This is a genomic window from Hafnia alvei (genome assembly GCF_900095695.1).
Taxonomy (GTDB): domain Bacteria; phylum Pseudomonadota; class Gammaproteobacteria; order Enterobacterales; family Enterobacteriaceae; genus Hafnia; species Hafnia alvei_B.
On the sequence record NZ_FMIQ01000028.1, the window covers coordinates 18,433 to 33,290 of the forward strand.

Genomic DNA, 14,858 nt, shown 5'->3' on the forward strand with positions numbered 1-14,858 from the left:
ATGGCTTCGCTTTCCCGTGGCAGATATCCATCAATAAACTCGAATGAAAACTGCCACGGAATAACAAACCCTAACCTAAGCCATCGAGCTAATGGTTTTACGGAACCGGCTCAGGGCAAAACCAAAGAACGCCATACCAATCACTAGCAACGTAGCAAACTGCGGCCATACGATGCTGAAATCAGCGCCGCGATACAGTATCGCCTGCGCAAGGCTGACAAAGTGCGTGGTCGGCATGGTTTGCATAATATCCTGCACCAGCTGCGGCATGCTTTCTCGCGGGGTTGAGCCACCCGAAAGCATCTGCAGCGGGATCAACACCAGTATCATCAGCAAACCAAGCTGCGGCATTGAACGCGCAATAGTGCCCATAAAAATCCCGATGGAGGTCGTGGCAAACAAACTAAGCGCCACGCCCAGCATAAACAGCGGAATCGAGCCTTCAATCGGCACATGCAGCACGCCCTGCACCATAAAGATCAGCGATAGCCCCGAGGCGACCAGCACCACCAGCCCCATCGACCATACCTTCGCTAGCATGATTTCAAACGGCGTAATTGGCATCACCAACAGATGCTCAATGGTGCCGTGCTCGCGTTCGCGGATCAGCGCCGAGCCAGTCAGAATGATCGCCAGCATGGTGATATTGTTGATAATCGCCATCACCGCGCCAAACCACGACTGATCGAGATTCGGGTTAAAGCGCGCCCTCACTTCTAAATCGACGGGTAATGCACTCCCCGCCCGATAGCGCGCCATAAATTCACTCACTTCGTCATTCACAATGTTCTGAATATAGCTGTTGCCCAGAAATGCCTGACTCATGCGCGTGGCGTCAACGTTGAGCTGAATCGCTGGCTGACGTCCAGCCAATACATCGCGCTGAAAATTCGGCGGAATATCCAGAGCGAAGGTGTAGGTTCCGGCATCCAGCAGCGGATCGATTTGATTCGAGTCGATCATCGCCGGAGGCATAAAATAGGGCGCGTAAAAGCTATTCACGATACGGGTGGAAAGCTGGGATTGATCCTGATCGGCAATCGCAATGGGTGCCATATGCAACGAGCCTGGCGTCACGGTTGCCGAGGAGTAGATCGATAGCGTGAACGAAAACACGATCAGCGCCAACATGGCTTTATCACCCAGTAAGGTGCGTAGCTCTTTGATCCCCAGATTAAAGATATTGCGTAAGCTGCGCATTAGCCCTCCTGCTTTTTCAATAGAAGAACGCTGAGTCCAATAACCACCGGAACGGCAATCAGCAGCGGGATAAACGATGCCTGAAGATCAAACAGATTGAGCGCCTTAGAGAAGGTGCCGCGAGTGATAGTTAAAAAGTGAGAGGTTGGATAAATATTACCAATCCACCGCCCAATCCCTTCTAGCGACGAAACCGGATCGATCATGCCGGAGAACTGCGTAGCGGGAATTAATGTGATGATCGCGGTGCCGAAGATCGCGGCGATCTGACTTTTCATAAAGGTCGAAATGAGCAGTCCCATGCCGGTGGCGATAATAATGTACAACAGCGCCGCCAGCGTCAGCGTGAGGAAACTGCCCTTATGCTCAACGCCAAACAGAAAGACCGATAACGCGCACAGTAGCAAAAAGTTAAACATGCCCAGTGCGATATAAGGCAACTGCTTGCCGATCAGAAATTCGGCTTTGGTCACCGGCGTCACATACAGATTGATGATCGAGCCCAGCTCTTTTTCACGTACCACGCTCAACGCGCTGAGCATCGCGGGGATCATCATCAACAACAGCGGGATCACCGCAGGTACAATGGCAGGCAAGCTTTTTACATCTGGGTTGTAGCGATAGCGGGTTTCAATATCCATCAGGATATTCCCCATATTGGCCGTTGGCTGGCGCGAAGCCATATCACTTAGCCACGCCAAGTGCATCGCCTGCACATAGCCACGCACGGTTTCAGCTCGATTCGGCATCGCCCCATCGACCCAAACGCCAATTTTCGCCGTATGTCCACGCGCAATATCACGGCCAAAATTAGGCGGTATTTCTATCGCAACGGCGAGTTCACCGTCGCGCATTCGGCGCTCCAACTGCTGATAATCGGTAATCGGCGGCTGCTCGATAAAATAACGCGAGCCAGATAGGTTGAGCGTATAGGCTTGGCTAGTGCCGGTTTGATCGCGGTCTATCACCGCAAAGCGCAGATTTTCCACATCCATGCTGATGCCGTAGCCCATGATGAACATCAGGATCACCGTCCCGAGCAAAGCTAAAGTCGAGCGAATCGGGTCGCGTCGCAGTTCCAACGCTTCTCGACGGCTATAGCTGAACATCCGCGTGAAGCTAAAGTGATGGCTGATGGCAGGCGTTGCAGTTTCAACCTGAGGCGTGTCGGGCATCTGCTCGGGGGGCGCACCGCTATCACCAGAGGCTTCGCGCAGGTAGTCGATAAACGTGGCCTCAAGTGTGCCTAAACCACGCTGTTTCACCAATGCCTCTGGCGTATCACTCGCCAGTATTTTTCCCGCGTGCATCAGTGACATACGGTCACAGCGCTCGGCTTCATTCATAAAGTGCGTTGAGATAAAGATGGTCACGCCATCGCGCCGTGACAAATCGACCATCAAATTCCAAAACATATCTCGCGCTACCGGATCGACTCCCGACGTTGGCTCATCCAAGATGAGCATTTCAGGTTTATGGATCACCGCAACGGCGAGAGATAAGCGCTGACGAATGCCTAGCGGCAGCGCCTCTGGCAGCATATCCTCTACCTCGCTCAGCATGAATCGCTGATTCATCTCCTCAACGCGTGCAGGAATATCCTCCTCAGGAAGATGAAAAAGACGCGCGTGCAGTTCAAGGTTTTGCCGCACCGTAAGCTCGCTATACAACGAAAAAGCCTGCGACATATAGCCCACACGGCGGCGAGTTTCGATATCTTTAGGATCGACCTCCTGCCCAAATAACCACGCCTTTCCTTCGCTGGCAGGCAGTAATCCGGTCAACATCTTCATGGTGGTCGATTTACCGCAGCCGTTAGAACCGAGGAAACCAAAAATTTCGCCACGCGGTATGCGTAAATTGACATCGCTAACGGCAACAAAATCGCCAAAGCGCATAGTCAGTCCCTGCGCCTCAATGGCCACTACGTCATCCTGCGAGGTATCGCGCGGTGGAATAACCACCTTCTGATGCGCATTGCGTTTTTCTTCTGGCAACAGAGCAATAAACGCCTCTTCCAGCGTCGCGCTGCCGCTGCTTTCGCGCAGCTCCTGCCCGCTGCCGGTGGCGAGAACCCGCCCCGCATCCATCGCAACCAGCCAATCAAAGCGCTCGGCTTCTTCCATATAGGCGGTGGCGACCAACACGCTCATGTTGGTTTGTCGCTCACGAATACGATCGATCAGCTCCCAAAATTGGGCGCGAGACAGCGGATCGACGCCGGTCGTCGGCTCATCAAGGATCAGCAGCTCAGGATCGTGGATCAGCGCGCAACACAGACCCAGCTTCTGTTTCATTCCGCCAGACAGTTTACCCGCCGGACGATCGCGAAACGGCGACAGTCCGGTGCTTTGCAGTAAATCATTGATGCGCTGCTCCCGCTCTTGAGTACCTTGCCCAAACAGTCGACCAAAGAAATCGACGTTTTCGTATACCGACAGCGTGTGATAGAGGTTTTTCCCCAAACCCTGCGGCATATAAGCCACCTTCGGGCAGACCCTGCGTCGATGATCGGCATCCGCCATATCACCATCAAGAACGTTCACGCTCCCCGACTGAATAACGCGCGCACCCGCGATCAACGATAGCAGACTGGATTTTCCTACGCCGTCAGGCCCAATCAACCCCACCATTTTTCGCGCTGGAATATCCAGCGTTATCTGCTGTAATGCCTGAGTATTACCATAATGCTGGCTAACCTGCTCAAGCCGAACGATGGGCGCCGCCAGCGGGTCTTGATTAGCACCTAATGGCCTCATTGCGGCAACCTCACATCCAGATCCTCTGGCCAGCTTTTACTGTTATCCAAACGCACATAGGCCATGCCCGGCAGACCCGTTTTCACATATTCGAGGTATTTTTCCAGCAGTTCAGGGGAGATGCGCGCTTTTACCCGAAACATCAGCTTAAGACGCTCATTATCGGTCTCGACCGTTTTCGGTGTGAACTGTGCCACGCTGGCCACAAAGGTAGCTTTCGCCGGAAGACGCAGCGTTGGCGCGGCATCAAGGACAACGTGCACATCGCTACCAATGGCGACCCTACCCGCCTGCTCGGTTGGCAGGAAAAACGTCATGTATACATCGCTGAGATCGACCATATTCAGCACGCGACCACCTGCGGCCAAAACTTCTCCCGGCTCAGCCACGCGGTACTGGATCCGCCCATCGCGCGGTGCTTTCAAGGCGCTGTCTTCAATGTCAGCCGTGATACGACGCTCGGTGGCCTTGGCAGCTTCCACACGCGTATTGGCCTGAATGATGCCCGCCTGGGCAGATTCAATCGCGGCCTGCGCGGCTGACACCTGAGCCTTAGCGGATTCCAACGCAGCTCGAGCGCTTTGCGCCGCCGCCATGTCGTCATCAAGCTGCTGAGCCGACACTGCACCACGCTTAGAAAGCGCCTGTGAACGGGCATAGCGTTTATTCGCCGAGTTCAGTTCAGCTTCACGCTGCTTCACCACCGCCTGTGCCGCCAGTTTTTCACTTTGACGCTGTGCCAGTAATGACTTCGCCGTGGCGACTGCGCTTTGCGTTTCACGGATCTGTGCTTCGGCTTCGATACGCTGCTCATTCAAAACGCGCGTATCCATGTGTGCCAACACATCCCCTTGCTTCACAAAGTCGCCTTCGCGCACCACGATTTTGTCGATACGACCCGCCACCTTGGTCGAAATATCAATTTCTGTTGCTTCAATACGCCCATTACTGCTAGCGAATCCGTCAGGCAAACCGGGCGCGCGCAGGCTCCACCACGCGGCAAAGGCCACCACGATAGCGATAAGAATAATTGAGTAAAAAGTGAGACGTTTTCTATTTTTGATATCCATAAATACTCGCTGTGTTCCATGCTAGTAAAAACAAAAAAGCGCGGCACTGGGCTACAGACGCAGCAAATCCGCTCTGTGAGGAAGAGTTTTGGTCAATCGAACAAAGTTAAAACTGAGGAAAAAATGCGTGAAAATGGGCAACTGCCGATCAAAATGGCAGACATCAATGCTGATTGGGGTGACGCCAACAATGGATGTTTTCATAACAAGACGTCCTATCTTTGTATGAATGAAACAAACACATTAATAGCTATTACTTATACATACTAACATGAGGAACCCTATTGTCTACGTGACTATCCCCCCGTCGTTAAGGTGCTGTTTAGGTGCTTTTATCACCTCTGTCATATCCCACCAATCGAATGTCAGGCACAGCAAATAGATAAAACTATCCTTGTTATAGACTCATGAGGTGATGACTGGTTTTGTCGCTCCACGGCAATCCCACTCTACTAATCCATTTTTCGACCGACGGGAGGGCTTATGCCCGACAACACAGTAGCAATACTCGACAGCGTTACGCGTTTTCTTGACCGTCAGCACGGACTTTATATTGATGGGAAATGGTGTAACTCCACGTCAGATGCGCGCTTAGCGATTTATAACCCAGCGACCGGCAAACAGATTGCCTCTTCTGCTGACGCAAACCCCGAAGATGTTTCGCGCGCGGTCACGTCTGCCCATCAAGCCTTTTGTGGCGGTGTGTGGTCACAGCGCTTACCCGCCGAACGCGAGCGCATTTTGCTGCGCTACGCTGACCTCGTAGAACAACACGCAGAAGAGCTGGCGCAGCTAGAAACCTTGGAACAGGGAAAATCGATTAATATTTCCCGCGCCTTCGAAGTGGGCTGTACGCTGAACTGGATGCGCTATACCGCTGGGCTCACCACCAAAATCACCGGGCAAACGATGGATGTGTCGATACCGATGCCCGCCGGTGCGAAATATATGGCTTACACCCGCAAAGAACCCATCGGCGTGGTAGCCGGTATCGTGCCGTGGAACTTCCCGCTGATGATTGGGATTTGGAAGGTCATGCCAGCGCTGGCGGCGGGGTGCTCTATCGTCATCAAACCGTCTGAAACTACGCCGTTAACGCTGCTACGCATGGCGGAACTTGCCAGCGAAGCGGGTATTCCCGATGGCGTATTTAATATTGTCACCGGTAAAGGAGCAGTGTGCGGCAAAGCATTAACCGAGCATCCGTTGGTGGCGAAGGTCAGCTTTACCGGCTCAACGCCGGTCGGCAAAGGCATTGCTCGCGCTGCCGCCGAACGCTTAACCCGAGTCACTTTAGAGCTAGGCGGTAAAAATCCGGCCATCGTGCTGAAAGATGCCGATCAGCAGCAGGTGATTAAAGGCCTGATGGCAGGAAGTTTTCTCAACCAAGGGCAGGTCTGCGCCGCCAGCTCACGTATCTATATCGAAGCACCGATTTTCGACAATCTGGTTGCCGGTTTTGAACAAGCGGTAAAATCACTTTCCGTCGGCCCTGGTATGGATACCACAACACACATTAATCCATTAGTTTCGCGCCAGCATCGCGACAAAGTGGCGTCTTATCTGCAAGATGCTAAAGCCAAAAATGCGGAACTGATCAGTGGATCCGCAGGACCCGATGCGCAGGGCTTTTATATTCCACCAACGCTGGTGATTAACCCAGATGCCGCGCTGAATCTATCGCGAGAAGAAGTTTTCGGCCCCGTCGTTAACCTCATCCGGGTCAAAGACGCTGAAGATGCGCTGTATCAGGCCAACGATACCGATTTTGGCCTCACCGCCAGCCTTTGGACCACCAGCCTGCAAACCGCGATGGCCTATACTCCGCGCATTCAAGCAGGCACCGTGTGGGTGAATAGTCATACGCTTATTGATGCGAATATGCCGTTTGGCGGGGTGAAACAGTCAGGAACCGGACGTGATTTTGGCACTGATTGGCTGGATGCCTATACCGAAACCAAAACGGTGTGCGTGCGGTATTAAGAACGGAGTTCCTCAGCAACCCCTTCCCAACCTCCCCCTTCGCAGGGGGAGGAGCAGATCGAGCGCTTAGTCAACATCGAGGCACATTCGGCTCCCTCCCCTGCGAGGGGGGAGGGCTTGGGTGGGGCAAAAAAGGTGAGGGGGTCACAGCCGAAATAAACTACTCCCCTTTCTTCCCATTCAAATCCAACGTTGGCGTTTCACTGAAGAAGTTCCACGGTTTCAGCAATGCATGCACCCATTCCGTTGGCATAATTGGCCACTCTTCCGCGCGCGCCACGTGCGTGGTGCCGGTGGTCAGCCATACCACGTTATCCGTGTTTTCAATCGACTGGTTGTCTGACGAATACTGTCCCAGACCGGTATCATGAATAGAACGGTTTGGATATTTCCCCTCAGGATAGCGCTCGTCTGGGCTATAGCGCGTCACCCACAGCTGTTTATCCATAAAGCTCAGGCGGTGATAAATCCACTCGTCTTTACCAAAGTTCGCCCCTTTGGCAATGGGATGAGTTCCGCCCGCGTAAGGGATCAGCTGATAAGAGACCGGATTGCCCATTTTGTTGGTAATGTTAGCGTTGCTCAGCAAGCGAATAGTGGAAGGATCAAACTTCTGCGCCGCCTCTTTTTCGGTTTTCACATCAACCTGATCCACCTGCATAGTACTGGTGCGCGGGCCGCCACGATCGTTTGGCTTCACGTCAGGATTCAGCTCAACCAAGCTATTGTTCTCGCCGTCGATGTCCATATCCAAACGGAAATTGTAGATATGTTGATGCGTGGTTCCCACGATGTTGTGATCGATAAGGGTGCCATATTTAGTATCTTCTTTGGCGGTTGGATCCTGCATAGTGCGCGCTTTCACGCCTTTCACCGCTTCAATTCCCGTTGCGCCCGCGTCGATGCCAATGGTGCCGTTTTGATGGAATACCCAGTCAAAAATATAGTCGTAGTTGCCCACGGTGCTGATCCAGCGCACCACCAGCTCACGGCGCTCGGCGCTCACGTTGGGCTGTCCCATTTCCTGATGCTTATATTCTGGCCCTGCGTAGCGTTCAAAGACGGCAATCGCACGCGGAATAGTCATCGGCTTGCCGGTGTAATCTGCAATCGTTTGGTCGATCAGCACCGCATTCGACGGCGCGTCTTTGCCACGTGCAATCGGCGAGGTTAAGGTGCCCATGCCGTAATCGCCTGAATCAAGATAGGCTTTGAAGTACCAGCCAATATCCGGATCGCCATAAGGCACGATCATGCCGCCCAGCGATCCTTCATACATGATCTTGCGCTTTTTGCCCTGATCGTTGTAGGTCACCGTGGAAACGATCGGGCCAACGCGAGAGTTCAACCCCACGTGAAAATCCCAGTTCTGCCAGTGGATCGTATTGCCGGTAATGGTGTAGTTTTTGCCTTCCGGCTCAACGATTTCCAGCGGTTTAATGTCTGGCGCTTTACGATCGCGGCCATCATACGGGCGCGGTGCCATCGGCACCGGGATCACTGGCCCCTCTTCTATTTTGATGATTTTTTTCTGTTCAAGATCGACCACCGCTACAAGGTTTTCGATCGGATGCGCCCAGTAGTTGCCGTCACCCACGTCCAGATAGCTGATCACTTTGAGCAAGCGCTGATCCTGCGTTAGCCCATCCTTGCCATCAAAATAGCCAACGGTCAGCGGCGTGGTGATCACCTTGCTTGGATCGGCAATGCCACGTTTTTTCAGCACGGCGGAAAAATCAGCGCTGGCGCCGATCACCGACTGAACGGTGGCGAAATCATCCAATAGCACCATGCCCTGCGCATCTTTGATTGGCGTCCACGACACCACTTTTTTATCGGTTAAATCCACCACGCTTTCCACAACGTGCTTACCATCCAGCACGGTGACATTCGCCTGACGCGGCTGCTCAACGGTTTTTCCGCTCAACACAAACTGCCAAACCTCATCTTTTGGCGGCTCGCGCAGAGAGATTTCCGTAAAGCGGAAATTATCGCGGTAGTTATCTGACGCTTTGATCGCCTCTACCGCCGTTTTGATTTCATCAGCACTCAGCGGATTAAGCGGATGCGCGCGTTTTTCAACGGCGAAAGTCTGATCTAAGCCCGATTGAAAAACTTCATTGATAAAGTCTTCCGACATATAGGCAACTTTGTCGCGAAACACCACCGGCACCGCCAGTTTCAACGGTTTACCGTTGACGATGGCTTCGTTGGTATCAGGTTTAACCTTGATATAAGCGCCGTCTTTGGCAATGGTAAACATGCGGGCATAATCATCCCACTGCACATCCGCCCCAAATTCAGCCAGCGTTTTCTCCATCGGCACCATATGCGCCGCCGCACCATGTGCCTGAGCGCTGTTTTGCCAACCCGCAGACGTCAACAGCCCAAGCGCCAGCGCAATCGCAACCGGCAGGCGTTTTTTCATCATTGTTTTGCGAGTCAGTTTTTTATAGGACTGGGTTTTATAGGACTGGGTTTTATAAAACATGGTGTTATGAAGCATAGCTTTATTACCTCACCGCTAAAAGTTGGCATTCATGTCAGTGAATCAGTGCGCGGGATAATCTCGACCTGGTATACGAGCATGCTGTTGAAAATCGGTTCCTCAAGAGATCTTTTAGAGACTTTTTTGTGTCTTATTTTGGGTCTGCCGCCACGCGCTGCTACGGTTAAACAGGGCCAGCATCAACTGACCTAACTCAAACATAGCAATTCGTTGTGGGGATTAATTTGTTGTGTATGCCATCAGCTTTGTCGCTGGTGACAAACTCACGAAGATGAGACTAGCGATACTGTTTGCGGTATTCGCCCGGCGTAATGCCAAAACGGGTTTTGAACGCGGTAGAGAAATGGCTGTGATCGGCAAAGCCCCATGAGTAGCCAATATCTGACAATTTTTGCCGCACTGGCGCACTGCGCAAAGCGTTAGCGCAGAGATCAAGGCGGCGGTTTTTGATGTATTGCGCCACCACCAACCCTTTGCGCGCAAACATGCGATACAGGCTACGCACCGAAACGCCGACTTCGCTGGCAATCCACTCTGGCCGCAGCGATTCCGACTGAATATGTTTATCGATAAAAGTCAGCGTGCGGCTAAATACTTTATCCTGTGGCGCGTCATCATCACGCGCAATCAGCGCCGGACGCAGCAAGGTAGCCACCGCATCTAAAACCGCTTCGCTTTCCTGCTGATCTAACACGCTATTACGCATACTTTCTTGCACCAGCTGTTGGCTAAGCCGCACCATCGGTGCGCCCGCGGCCAATCGTTGCGCACAGCGCAAATCGGCAAACTGCAAATTACGTTCAAGATAGCCGCGCGGCAGCAGCAATGAGATTTGGCTAGAGGTGTCGCTGAAGGTAAAAGTGCTCGGTTTGGCGGCATCAATCAGGGTGATATCCCCCGCCGAAAGCAGCGCTCGTTGCCCCTCTTGCTCCATTTCAGAATGGCCGCTGAGCTGAAATACGGTGTAAAAATATGAACCGTCGCTCTGGGCAATTTCCTTTGGCGTTCGGTAAAGTTTGGTTTGCGCAATATCAACCATGCTCAAACGCAGAGCACCTGCGCGAAACTCCTGCACCGAACCACTAAATCCTTCCCCCAGCGTTTTGGCGGCAAAACGCCCACAGGCCTGATTAATGCTGGCCAGCCAGCCTTCAAAATCGGCGTCTTTTAGCGGGTTGGATGTCGTCATGCTCTACCTCACACGGATATCTTGTTGCAACTCAACGGTGGTAAAAGCGTCCAATAGCAGACGCCTTTTACGATAACAACTGATTAACAGTTGAGCAACAAGGATAAATGTAAGATGCGAAGCACCGCGCAATTATCAACGCGCCTTGGCCATGCACTTCTGCCAGCGCCCATCCACGCGTTTGGCAAACCATGCGGTGGTCAGTTGGCGGGTAATCTTAGGGCTTTCCAACGTGATCCCCGGCAGGATCTCACGCGGCAGCTTTTTACCACTCGATTTCTCGGCCAGCGCATATACCTGTTTGTAGAGCGACGTTTTCTCGAAATCGATGCTATCGCCTTTCTCTAACGCTCGGCGGATGCTGGAATCGCTCATATCCAAACGCTTGCCCAGCGAACGCACGGCCAGCTCCGTGGAGCCGGGTTTATCAGTGCCGTAGTTAATCAAATCGCCATCCAGCGCCAGTTTAATTCCGCTAACGCGGCTGACCGCGCTTTGAAACGCCGCATTCCGGCTGGCGTACCATCCGGCATTGAAATCAGCAAAACGATAGATAGGCTGTGGGTAATTAGCCGGATAGCCAAGCAAATGCAGGGTGCCGAAATAGACACCGCCGCGCCGGCTGAAGACTTCACGACGAATCGTCCCGTCGATTTTATACGGATAGCCTTTAGCGTGCGCTTCGGCAAACGCAATGCTGACCTGCATCGGCCCACCGGTGCGTACCGGATTCAAACTGCCAAACAGTTTTTGCCCCATTGGAACCATATCGATAAAGTCATCAAAAATCGCGCTGAGCTCTTTCTCGCTGCGCACCTTATCTAAGCGTTCGCTATAGCTTTTCCCGTTGGGGGATTTGATCAACAGCGCGGTATGCACCAGAAAGTTGGGAATATGCATCTGATCGGCACGGCGATCGATCTCTTTCCATGCAATTTTCCCCAGTCCCGGCACCTGTGGATCGGCTTGAAAGGTCGACTCCTGCTCGGTCACGGCTAACACCGAACACAAATTTTCTGCGGTTGGTGCAATATCCTGTGCGGTAAATGCGGCAGCGATATCCGTCGCCCAGCCCTGACGATCGCGCACGTTGCTTGGCATCAGCCTAACCAACTGTGATTTCACATCGGCCGGTCGTGGCGCAGGCGCTTGACTGGTTTGGGTTGAGCAACCAGCCAATACCAATAGGGCCAATAAACAAACGGGGCGTAACGCTACAGCGTGAAAATTTGGCATTTTTCTCGAATTATCATAGAGGCAGGAGATAAGGAACGGTAACGCAGATAGCAAGACGGGTCTAGAGTTTGCAACGTCTTAGCTCTTGTCCATTTCACTTAACACTCAGCATAAGTTCTCAGATGAACCAGCTTATTTCGTTTATAAAATATAAATCTACACGCACGAATAGGCGTTTTCGACAGAGGTGACGCTCTTTTTATATGATTTATAACTCAACCACATCCTAGAGCAGAGTTTGTATCACATTTGAGTTTTTCTGATAAATCTCTAAGGCGATCTACCTCAGTTACGTTACATGCAAAAGAATACTCTTTTTTGCTATCAATATTTTTTACATTAACTCCTTTACTGTAGTTTCCATCTTCAAAATTACTAAAAATAGAGTATTTATACTTTCCATTAAAAAATGAAACATCAAAGTAGTCAGTTTGAAATCTATAATAATGACTATAAGTAAACTTTACAGGGGGAGCATTGAATCTAAACACATCATTATTTCGGTTAAGGAAATTATATTCGAATTTTTTATTTTTTTCTTTTAGTATTATATCACCTCTATCTGTTTTACATGAAAAATAAGTTACGTCAGCTAGTGCTTGAAAGCACACACAAAACAACGTAAAAACAATATATTTATAATGACTCATTATAATTCCTCTCAATTTTTAAGTCATAACCATGTTGGTTTGAACTATTGTACCGCCGTGGAAAAGATAGCCAATATTTAGATCGGATAGCCCGAATCAATGTTGCACAAAAATGCTTAATAATTAGATCCACTTCCATAACCTGCTGTTTTGAATAATATTTCCATAGCAGAAACCTCGCACCGTAATCTCCAAATAATTAGCTCTCTGCCTTTCAGGTTCATTCTGAGAAATCGAAGGGCTACTTCTTACATAGCTAATAATATCTATATATTATTATTTTAACCTGCAAACATAAGTTTAGATCCTTTAGTAATGCCTTGATAAACCAAAAGGAAGATACCAAGATTTTCTTAAGGTTCCGGTTCCATTACTCTTTCGGACCAACCCCTGTTCCTATAGGTTCTATAGAATCTGAATGAATCCACCCACTTGCAGGATCACCATTTTTCCTGAAAAACATAACCGAAGAAAAACCCTTATATTCAGCATAAACACTAACCACATCATTCTTAATGATAAAAATATTTTTAATTCGACACATTTCATCAGGAGCACTATAAAAATATACTCTCGATTTATACTTAACTATATAGTTTGACTCTGCCGTTGAATTTAATGATTGTTTTTGTTCAGCTGATATATTTATATCACTGCACTCTCCCCACGATAAAAATGAAGATACGAGAAAAGATAAAAATAATATTAATCTCATAATACCCCCTCTTTATTCATAATGCTAATCAACTTATTTGCATAATTTGGATCAGTGGCATATCCAGCTCTCTGTAGTCCTTGAGCCCAGTCTCGAGGGTCCGTGTAACCAAAGAGAAAGTGATAGCGTCTATTTTTCACAAAGAAATCCGAACGACCTGAAATGCTGTCTTCATAAGAATCATATTTCATAAACTTATCTACGATAGCTTTCCTCTCTCCGTTGAGATATTCATGAGTATTAACAAAAATGAAATTAGGATCTCTATGTGCTTTAATACCAAATAAATTATTACTCTACTCACCACTGTAAATATCAACAGGAACGTCTTTAACCTATATATTTTGCTCGATAAACACATTCGTGTATTCTGCCAATCCCCAATCGAACTTCCCTAGGTGATTCCTTCATTTGCAGAGTAAGAGATTATGCACAGACAAAAAGGATCTCAAGGAGATCCTTTCAAAACAGCCAAAATTTCACTACATGTCATTAGAAAATTCAGCTAACTCCTTTCCTCTGCTCTCTGACATTCTCGTAACACAATTGTTAATAGTTGTTTGATATGCTGAACTATTACTATCAATTTGGAAAGCATATAATTTGCAGTTAGAGTCTCTGAATTTAATCCAATCGCGCTGAGAGGTCTTAACGTTGGCTACTAACTCTCTTTTCAACACATCATCATTCATATACTCAGAATTTATTTTAGACAACAGTTCTGAGTATTTTTCATTTAAATATTTATCTGCTTCGTTCTTTTTATTTTCAGAACATAAATACACCTGACCAGAGTTTTGTATATCACTACAAACATCCGCGGCATGTGAGAATGCCGAATAAAACAAAACAATAGCTAAAACACGTTTCATTCACTACTCTCCAAATAATTAGCTCTCTGCCTTCCAGGTTCATACTGAGAAATTGAAGGGGTACTTCTTATATAGCCAATCAATTCTTGTTTATTATTATTTGAACCTGCAAGCATTGGCTTAGGCCCTTTAGTAAACCCTTGATAAACCGAAAAGAGGATATCAAGATTTTCTTAAGGATCCGGTTCCATTACTCTTTCGGACCAACCCCTGTTCCTATAGGTTCTATAGAGTCTGAATGAATCCACCCACTTACAGGATCACCATTTTTCCTGAAAAACATAACCGAAGAAAAACCCTTATATTCAGCATAAATACTAACCACATCATTCTTAATGATAAAAATATTTTTAATTCGACACATTTCATCAGGAGCACTATAAAAATATACTCTCGATTTATACTTAACTATATAGTTTGACTCTGCCGTTGAATTTAATGATTGTTTTTGTTCAGCTGATATATTTATATCACTGCATTCCCCCCACGATAAAAATGAAGATACGAGAAAAGATAAGAATAATATTAATCTCATAACAACCCCTCTTTATTCATAATGCTAATCAACTTATTTGCATAATTTGGATCAGTAGCATATCCAGCTCTCTGTAGTCCTTGGGCCCAGTCTCGAGGGTTCGTGTAATCAAAGAGAAAGCATTCGGTTGAGCTACATCA

At 49.1% G+C, this 14,858-nt stretch carries 11 protein-coding genes and 2 pseudogenes; 1 reads left to right on the forward strand and 12 read right to left on the reverse strand.

What is annotated here, in order from left to right:
- Window positions 1-75: 75 nt before the first annotated feature.
- The 3 genes from BN1044_RS08105 to BN1044_RS08115 are packed head-to-tail and all read right to left on the reverse strand — an operon-like array spanning window position 76 to window position 5,029.
- Window positions 76-1,200 carry an ABC transporter permease gene (locus BN1044_RS08105; RefSeq protein WP_040046084.1) on the reverse strand — a complete coding sequence of 375 codons (1,125 nt, stop codon included), beginning with the start codon at window positions 1,198-1,200 and terminating at the stop codon, window positions 76-78.
- Window positions 1,200-3,959 carry a ribosome-associated ATPase/putative transporter RbbA gene (rbbA, locus tag BN1044_RS08110; protein ID WP_072308253.1) on the reverse strand — a complete coding sequence of 920 codons (2,760 nt, stop codon included), beginning with the start codon at window positions 3,957-3,959 and terminating at the stop codon, window positions 1,200-1,202. Before rbbA ends, BN1044_RS08105 begins: the two co-directional genes overlap by 1 nt.
- Window positions 3,956-5,029, reverse strand: a complete 1,074-nt coding sequence (locus tag BN1044_RS08115) for an HlyD family secretion protein (protein WP_072308254.1) — start codon at window positions 5,027-5,029, stop codon at window positions 3,956-3,958. Before BN1044_RS08115 ends, rbbA begins: the two co-directional genes overlap by 4 nt.
- Window positions 5,030-5,512: 483 nt before the next feature.
- Between BN1044_RS08115 and BN1044_RS08125 the strand changes: the two genes are divergently transcribed.
- Window positions 5,513-7,012 carry an aldehyde dehydrogenase family protein gene (locus tag BN1044_RS08125; protein WP_072308256.1) on the forward strand — a complete coding sequence of 500 codons (1,500 nt, stop codon included), beginning with the start codon at window positions 5,513-5,515 and terminating at the stop codon, window positions 7,010-7,012.
- A gap of 160 nt (window positions 7,013-7,172) precedes the next feature.
- On the opposite strand, the gene tynA is transcribed toward BN1044_RS08125, so the two are convergent.
- The 9 genes and pseudogenes from tynA to BN1044_RS24190 all read right to left on the reverse strand — a co-directional run.
- A complete protein-coding gene (gene tynA, locus BN1044_RS08130; RefSeq protein WP_432612981.1) occupies window positions 7,173-9,443 on the reverse strand; it encodes a primary-amine oxidase in 2,271 nt (756 codons plus the stop codon).
- Window positions 9,444-9,798: 355 nt separating this feature from the next.
- A complete protein-coding gene (gene feaR / locus BN1044_RS08135; protein ID WP_072308257.1) occupies window positions 9,799-10,710 on the reverse strand; it encodes a transcriptional regulator FeaR in 912 nt (303 codons plus the stop codon).
- Window positions 10,711-10,845: 135 nt separating this feature from the next.
- The gene (locus BN1044_RS08140) at window positions 10,846-11,946 is read right to left on the reverse strand and encodes a DUF1615 domain-containing protein (RefSeq protein WP_072308258.1); all 1,101 of its coding nucleotides are present in this window, start codon (window positions 11,944-11,946) and stop codon (window positions 10,846-10,848) included.
- A gap of 215 nt (window positions 11,947-12,161) precedes the next feature.
- The gene (locus BN1044_RS08145; RefSeq protein WP_072308259.1) at window positions 12,162-12,596 is read right to left on the reverse strand and encodes a hypothetical protein; all 435 of its coding nucleotides are present in this window, start codon (window positions 12,594-12,596) and stop codon (window positions 12,162-12,164) included.
- Window positions 12,597-12,966: 370 nt separating this feature from the next.
- Window positions 12,967-13,311 carry a hypothetical protein gene (locus tag BN1044_RS08150; RefSeq protein ID WP_072308260.1) on the reverse strand — a complete coding sequence of 115 codons (345 nt, stop codon included), beginning with the start codon at window positions 13,309-13,311 and terminating at the stop codon, window positions 12,967-12,969.
- A pseudogene (locus BN1044_RS24185) lies at window positions 13,308-13,595 on the reverse strand (glycoside hydrolase family 73 protein); the annotation flags it as partial. The gene BN1044_RS08150 and the pseudogene BN1044_RS24185, both read right to left, overlap by 4 nt.
- Before the next feature lie 198 nt (window positions 13,596-13,793).
- Window positions 13,794-14,183 carry a lysozyme inhibitor LprI family protein gene (locus BN1044_RS08160; protein WP_072308262.1) on the reverse strand — a complete coding sequence of 130 codons (390 nt, stop codon included), beginning with the start codon at window positions 14,181-14,183 and terminating at the stop codon, window positions 13,794-13,796.
- Window positions 14,184-14,373: 190 nt separating this feature from the next.
- Window positions 14,374-14,718 carry a hypothetical protein gene (locus BN1044_RS08165; RefSeq protein ID WP_072308263.1) on the reverse strand — a complete coding sequence of 115 codons (345 nt, stop codon included), beginning with the start codon at window positions 14,716-14,718 and terminating at the stop codon, window positions 14,374-14,376.
- Window positions 14,715-14,786 (reverse strand): annotated as a pseudogene (locus BN1044_RS24190) (hypothetical protein); the annotation flags it as partial. The pseudogene BN1044_RS24190 and the gene BN1044_RS08165, both read right to left, overlap by 4 nt.
- Window positions 14,787-14,858: the final 72 nt, after the last annotated feature.

What these genes read in the sequence shown, in the direction of transcription:
- BN1044_RS08105 (WP_040046084.1), bottom strand. Translation starts at nt 1,200, where the DNA reads ATGCGCAGCTTACGCAATATCTTTAATCTGGGGATCAAAGAGCTACGC.
- rbbA (WP_072308253.1), bottom strand. Translation starts at nt 3,959, where the DNA reads ATGAGGCCATTAGGTGCTAATCAAGACCCGCTGGCGGCGCCCATCGTT.
- BN1044_RS08115 (WP_072308254.1), bottom strand. Translation starts at nt 5,029, where the DNA reads ATGGATATCAAAAATAGAAAACGTCTCACTTTTTACTCAATTATTCTT.
- BN1044_RS08125 (WP_072308256.1), top strand. Translation starts at nt 5,513, where the DNA reads ATGCCCGACAACACAGTAGCAATACTCGACAGCGTTACGCGTTTTCTT.
- tynA (WP_432612981.1), bottom strand. Translation starts at nt 9,443, where the DNA reads ATGATGAAAAAACGCCTGCCGGTTGCGATTGCGCTGGCGCTTGGGCTG.
- feaR (WP_072308257.1), bottom strand. Translation starts at nt 10,710, where the DNA reads ATGACGACATCCAACCCGCTAAAAGACGCCGATTTTGAAGGCTGGCTG.
- BN1044_RS08140 (WP_072308258.1), bottom strand. Translation starts at nt 11,946, where the DNA reads ATGCCAAATTTTCACGCTGTAGCGTTACGCCCCGTTTGTTTATTGGCC.
- BN1044_RS08145 (WP_072308259.1), bottom strand. Translation starts at nt 12,596, where the DNA reads ATGAGTCATTATAAATATATTGTTTTTACGTTGTTTTGTGTGTGCTTT.
- BN1044_RS08150 (WP_072308260.1), bottom strand. Translation starts at nt 13,311, where the DNA reads ATGAGATTAATATTATTTTTATCTTTTCTCGTATCTTCATTTTTATCG.
- BN1044_RS08160 (WP_072308262.1), bottom strand. Translation starts at nt 14,183, where the DNA reads ATGAAACGTGTTTTAGCTATTGTTTTGTTTTATTCGGCATTCTCACAT.
- BN1044_RS08165 (WP_072308263.1), bottom strand. Translation starts at nt 14,718, where the DNA reads ATGAGATTAATATTATTCTTATCTTTTCTCGTATCTTCATTTTTATCG.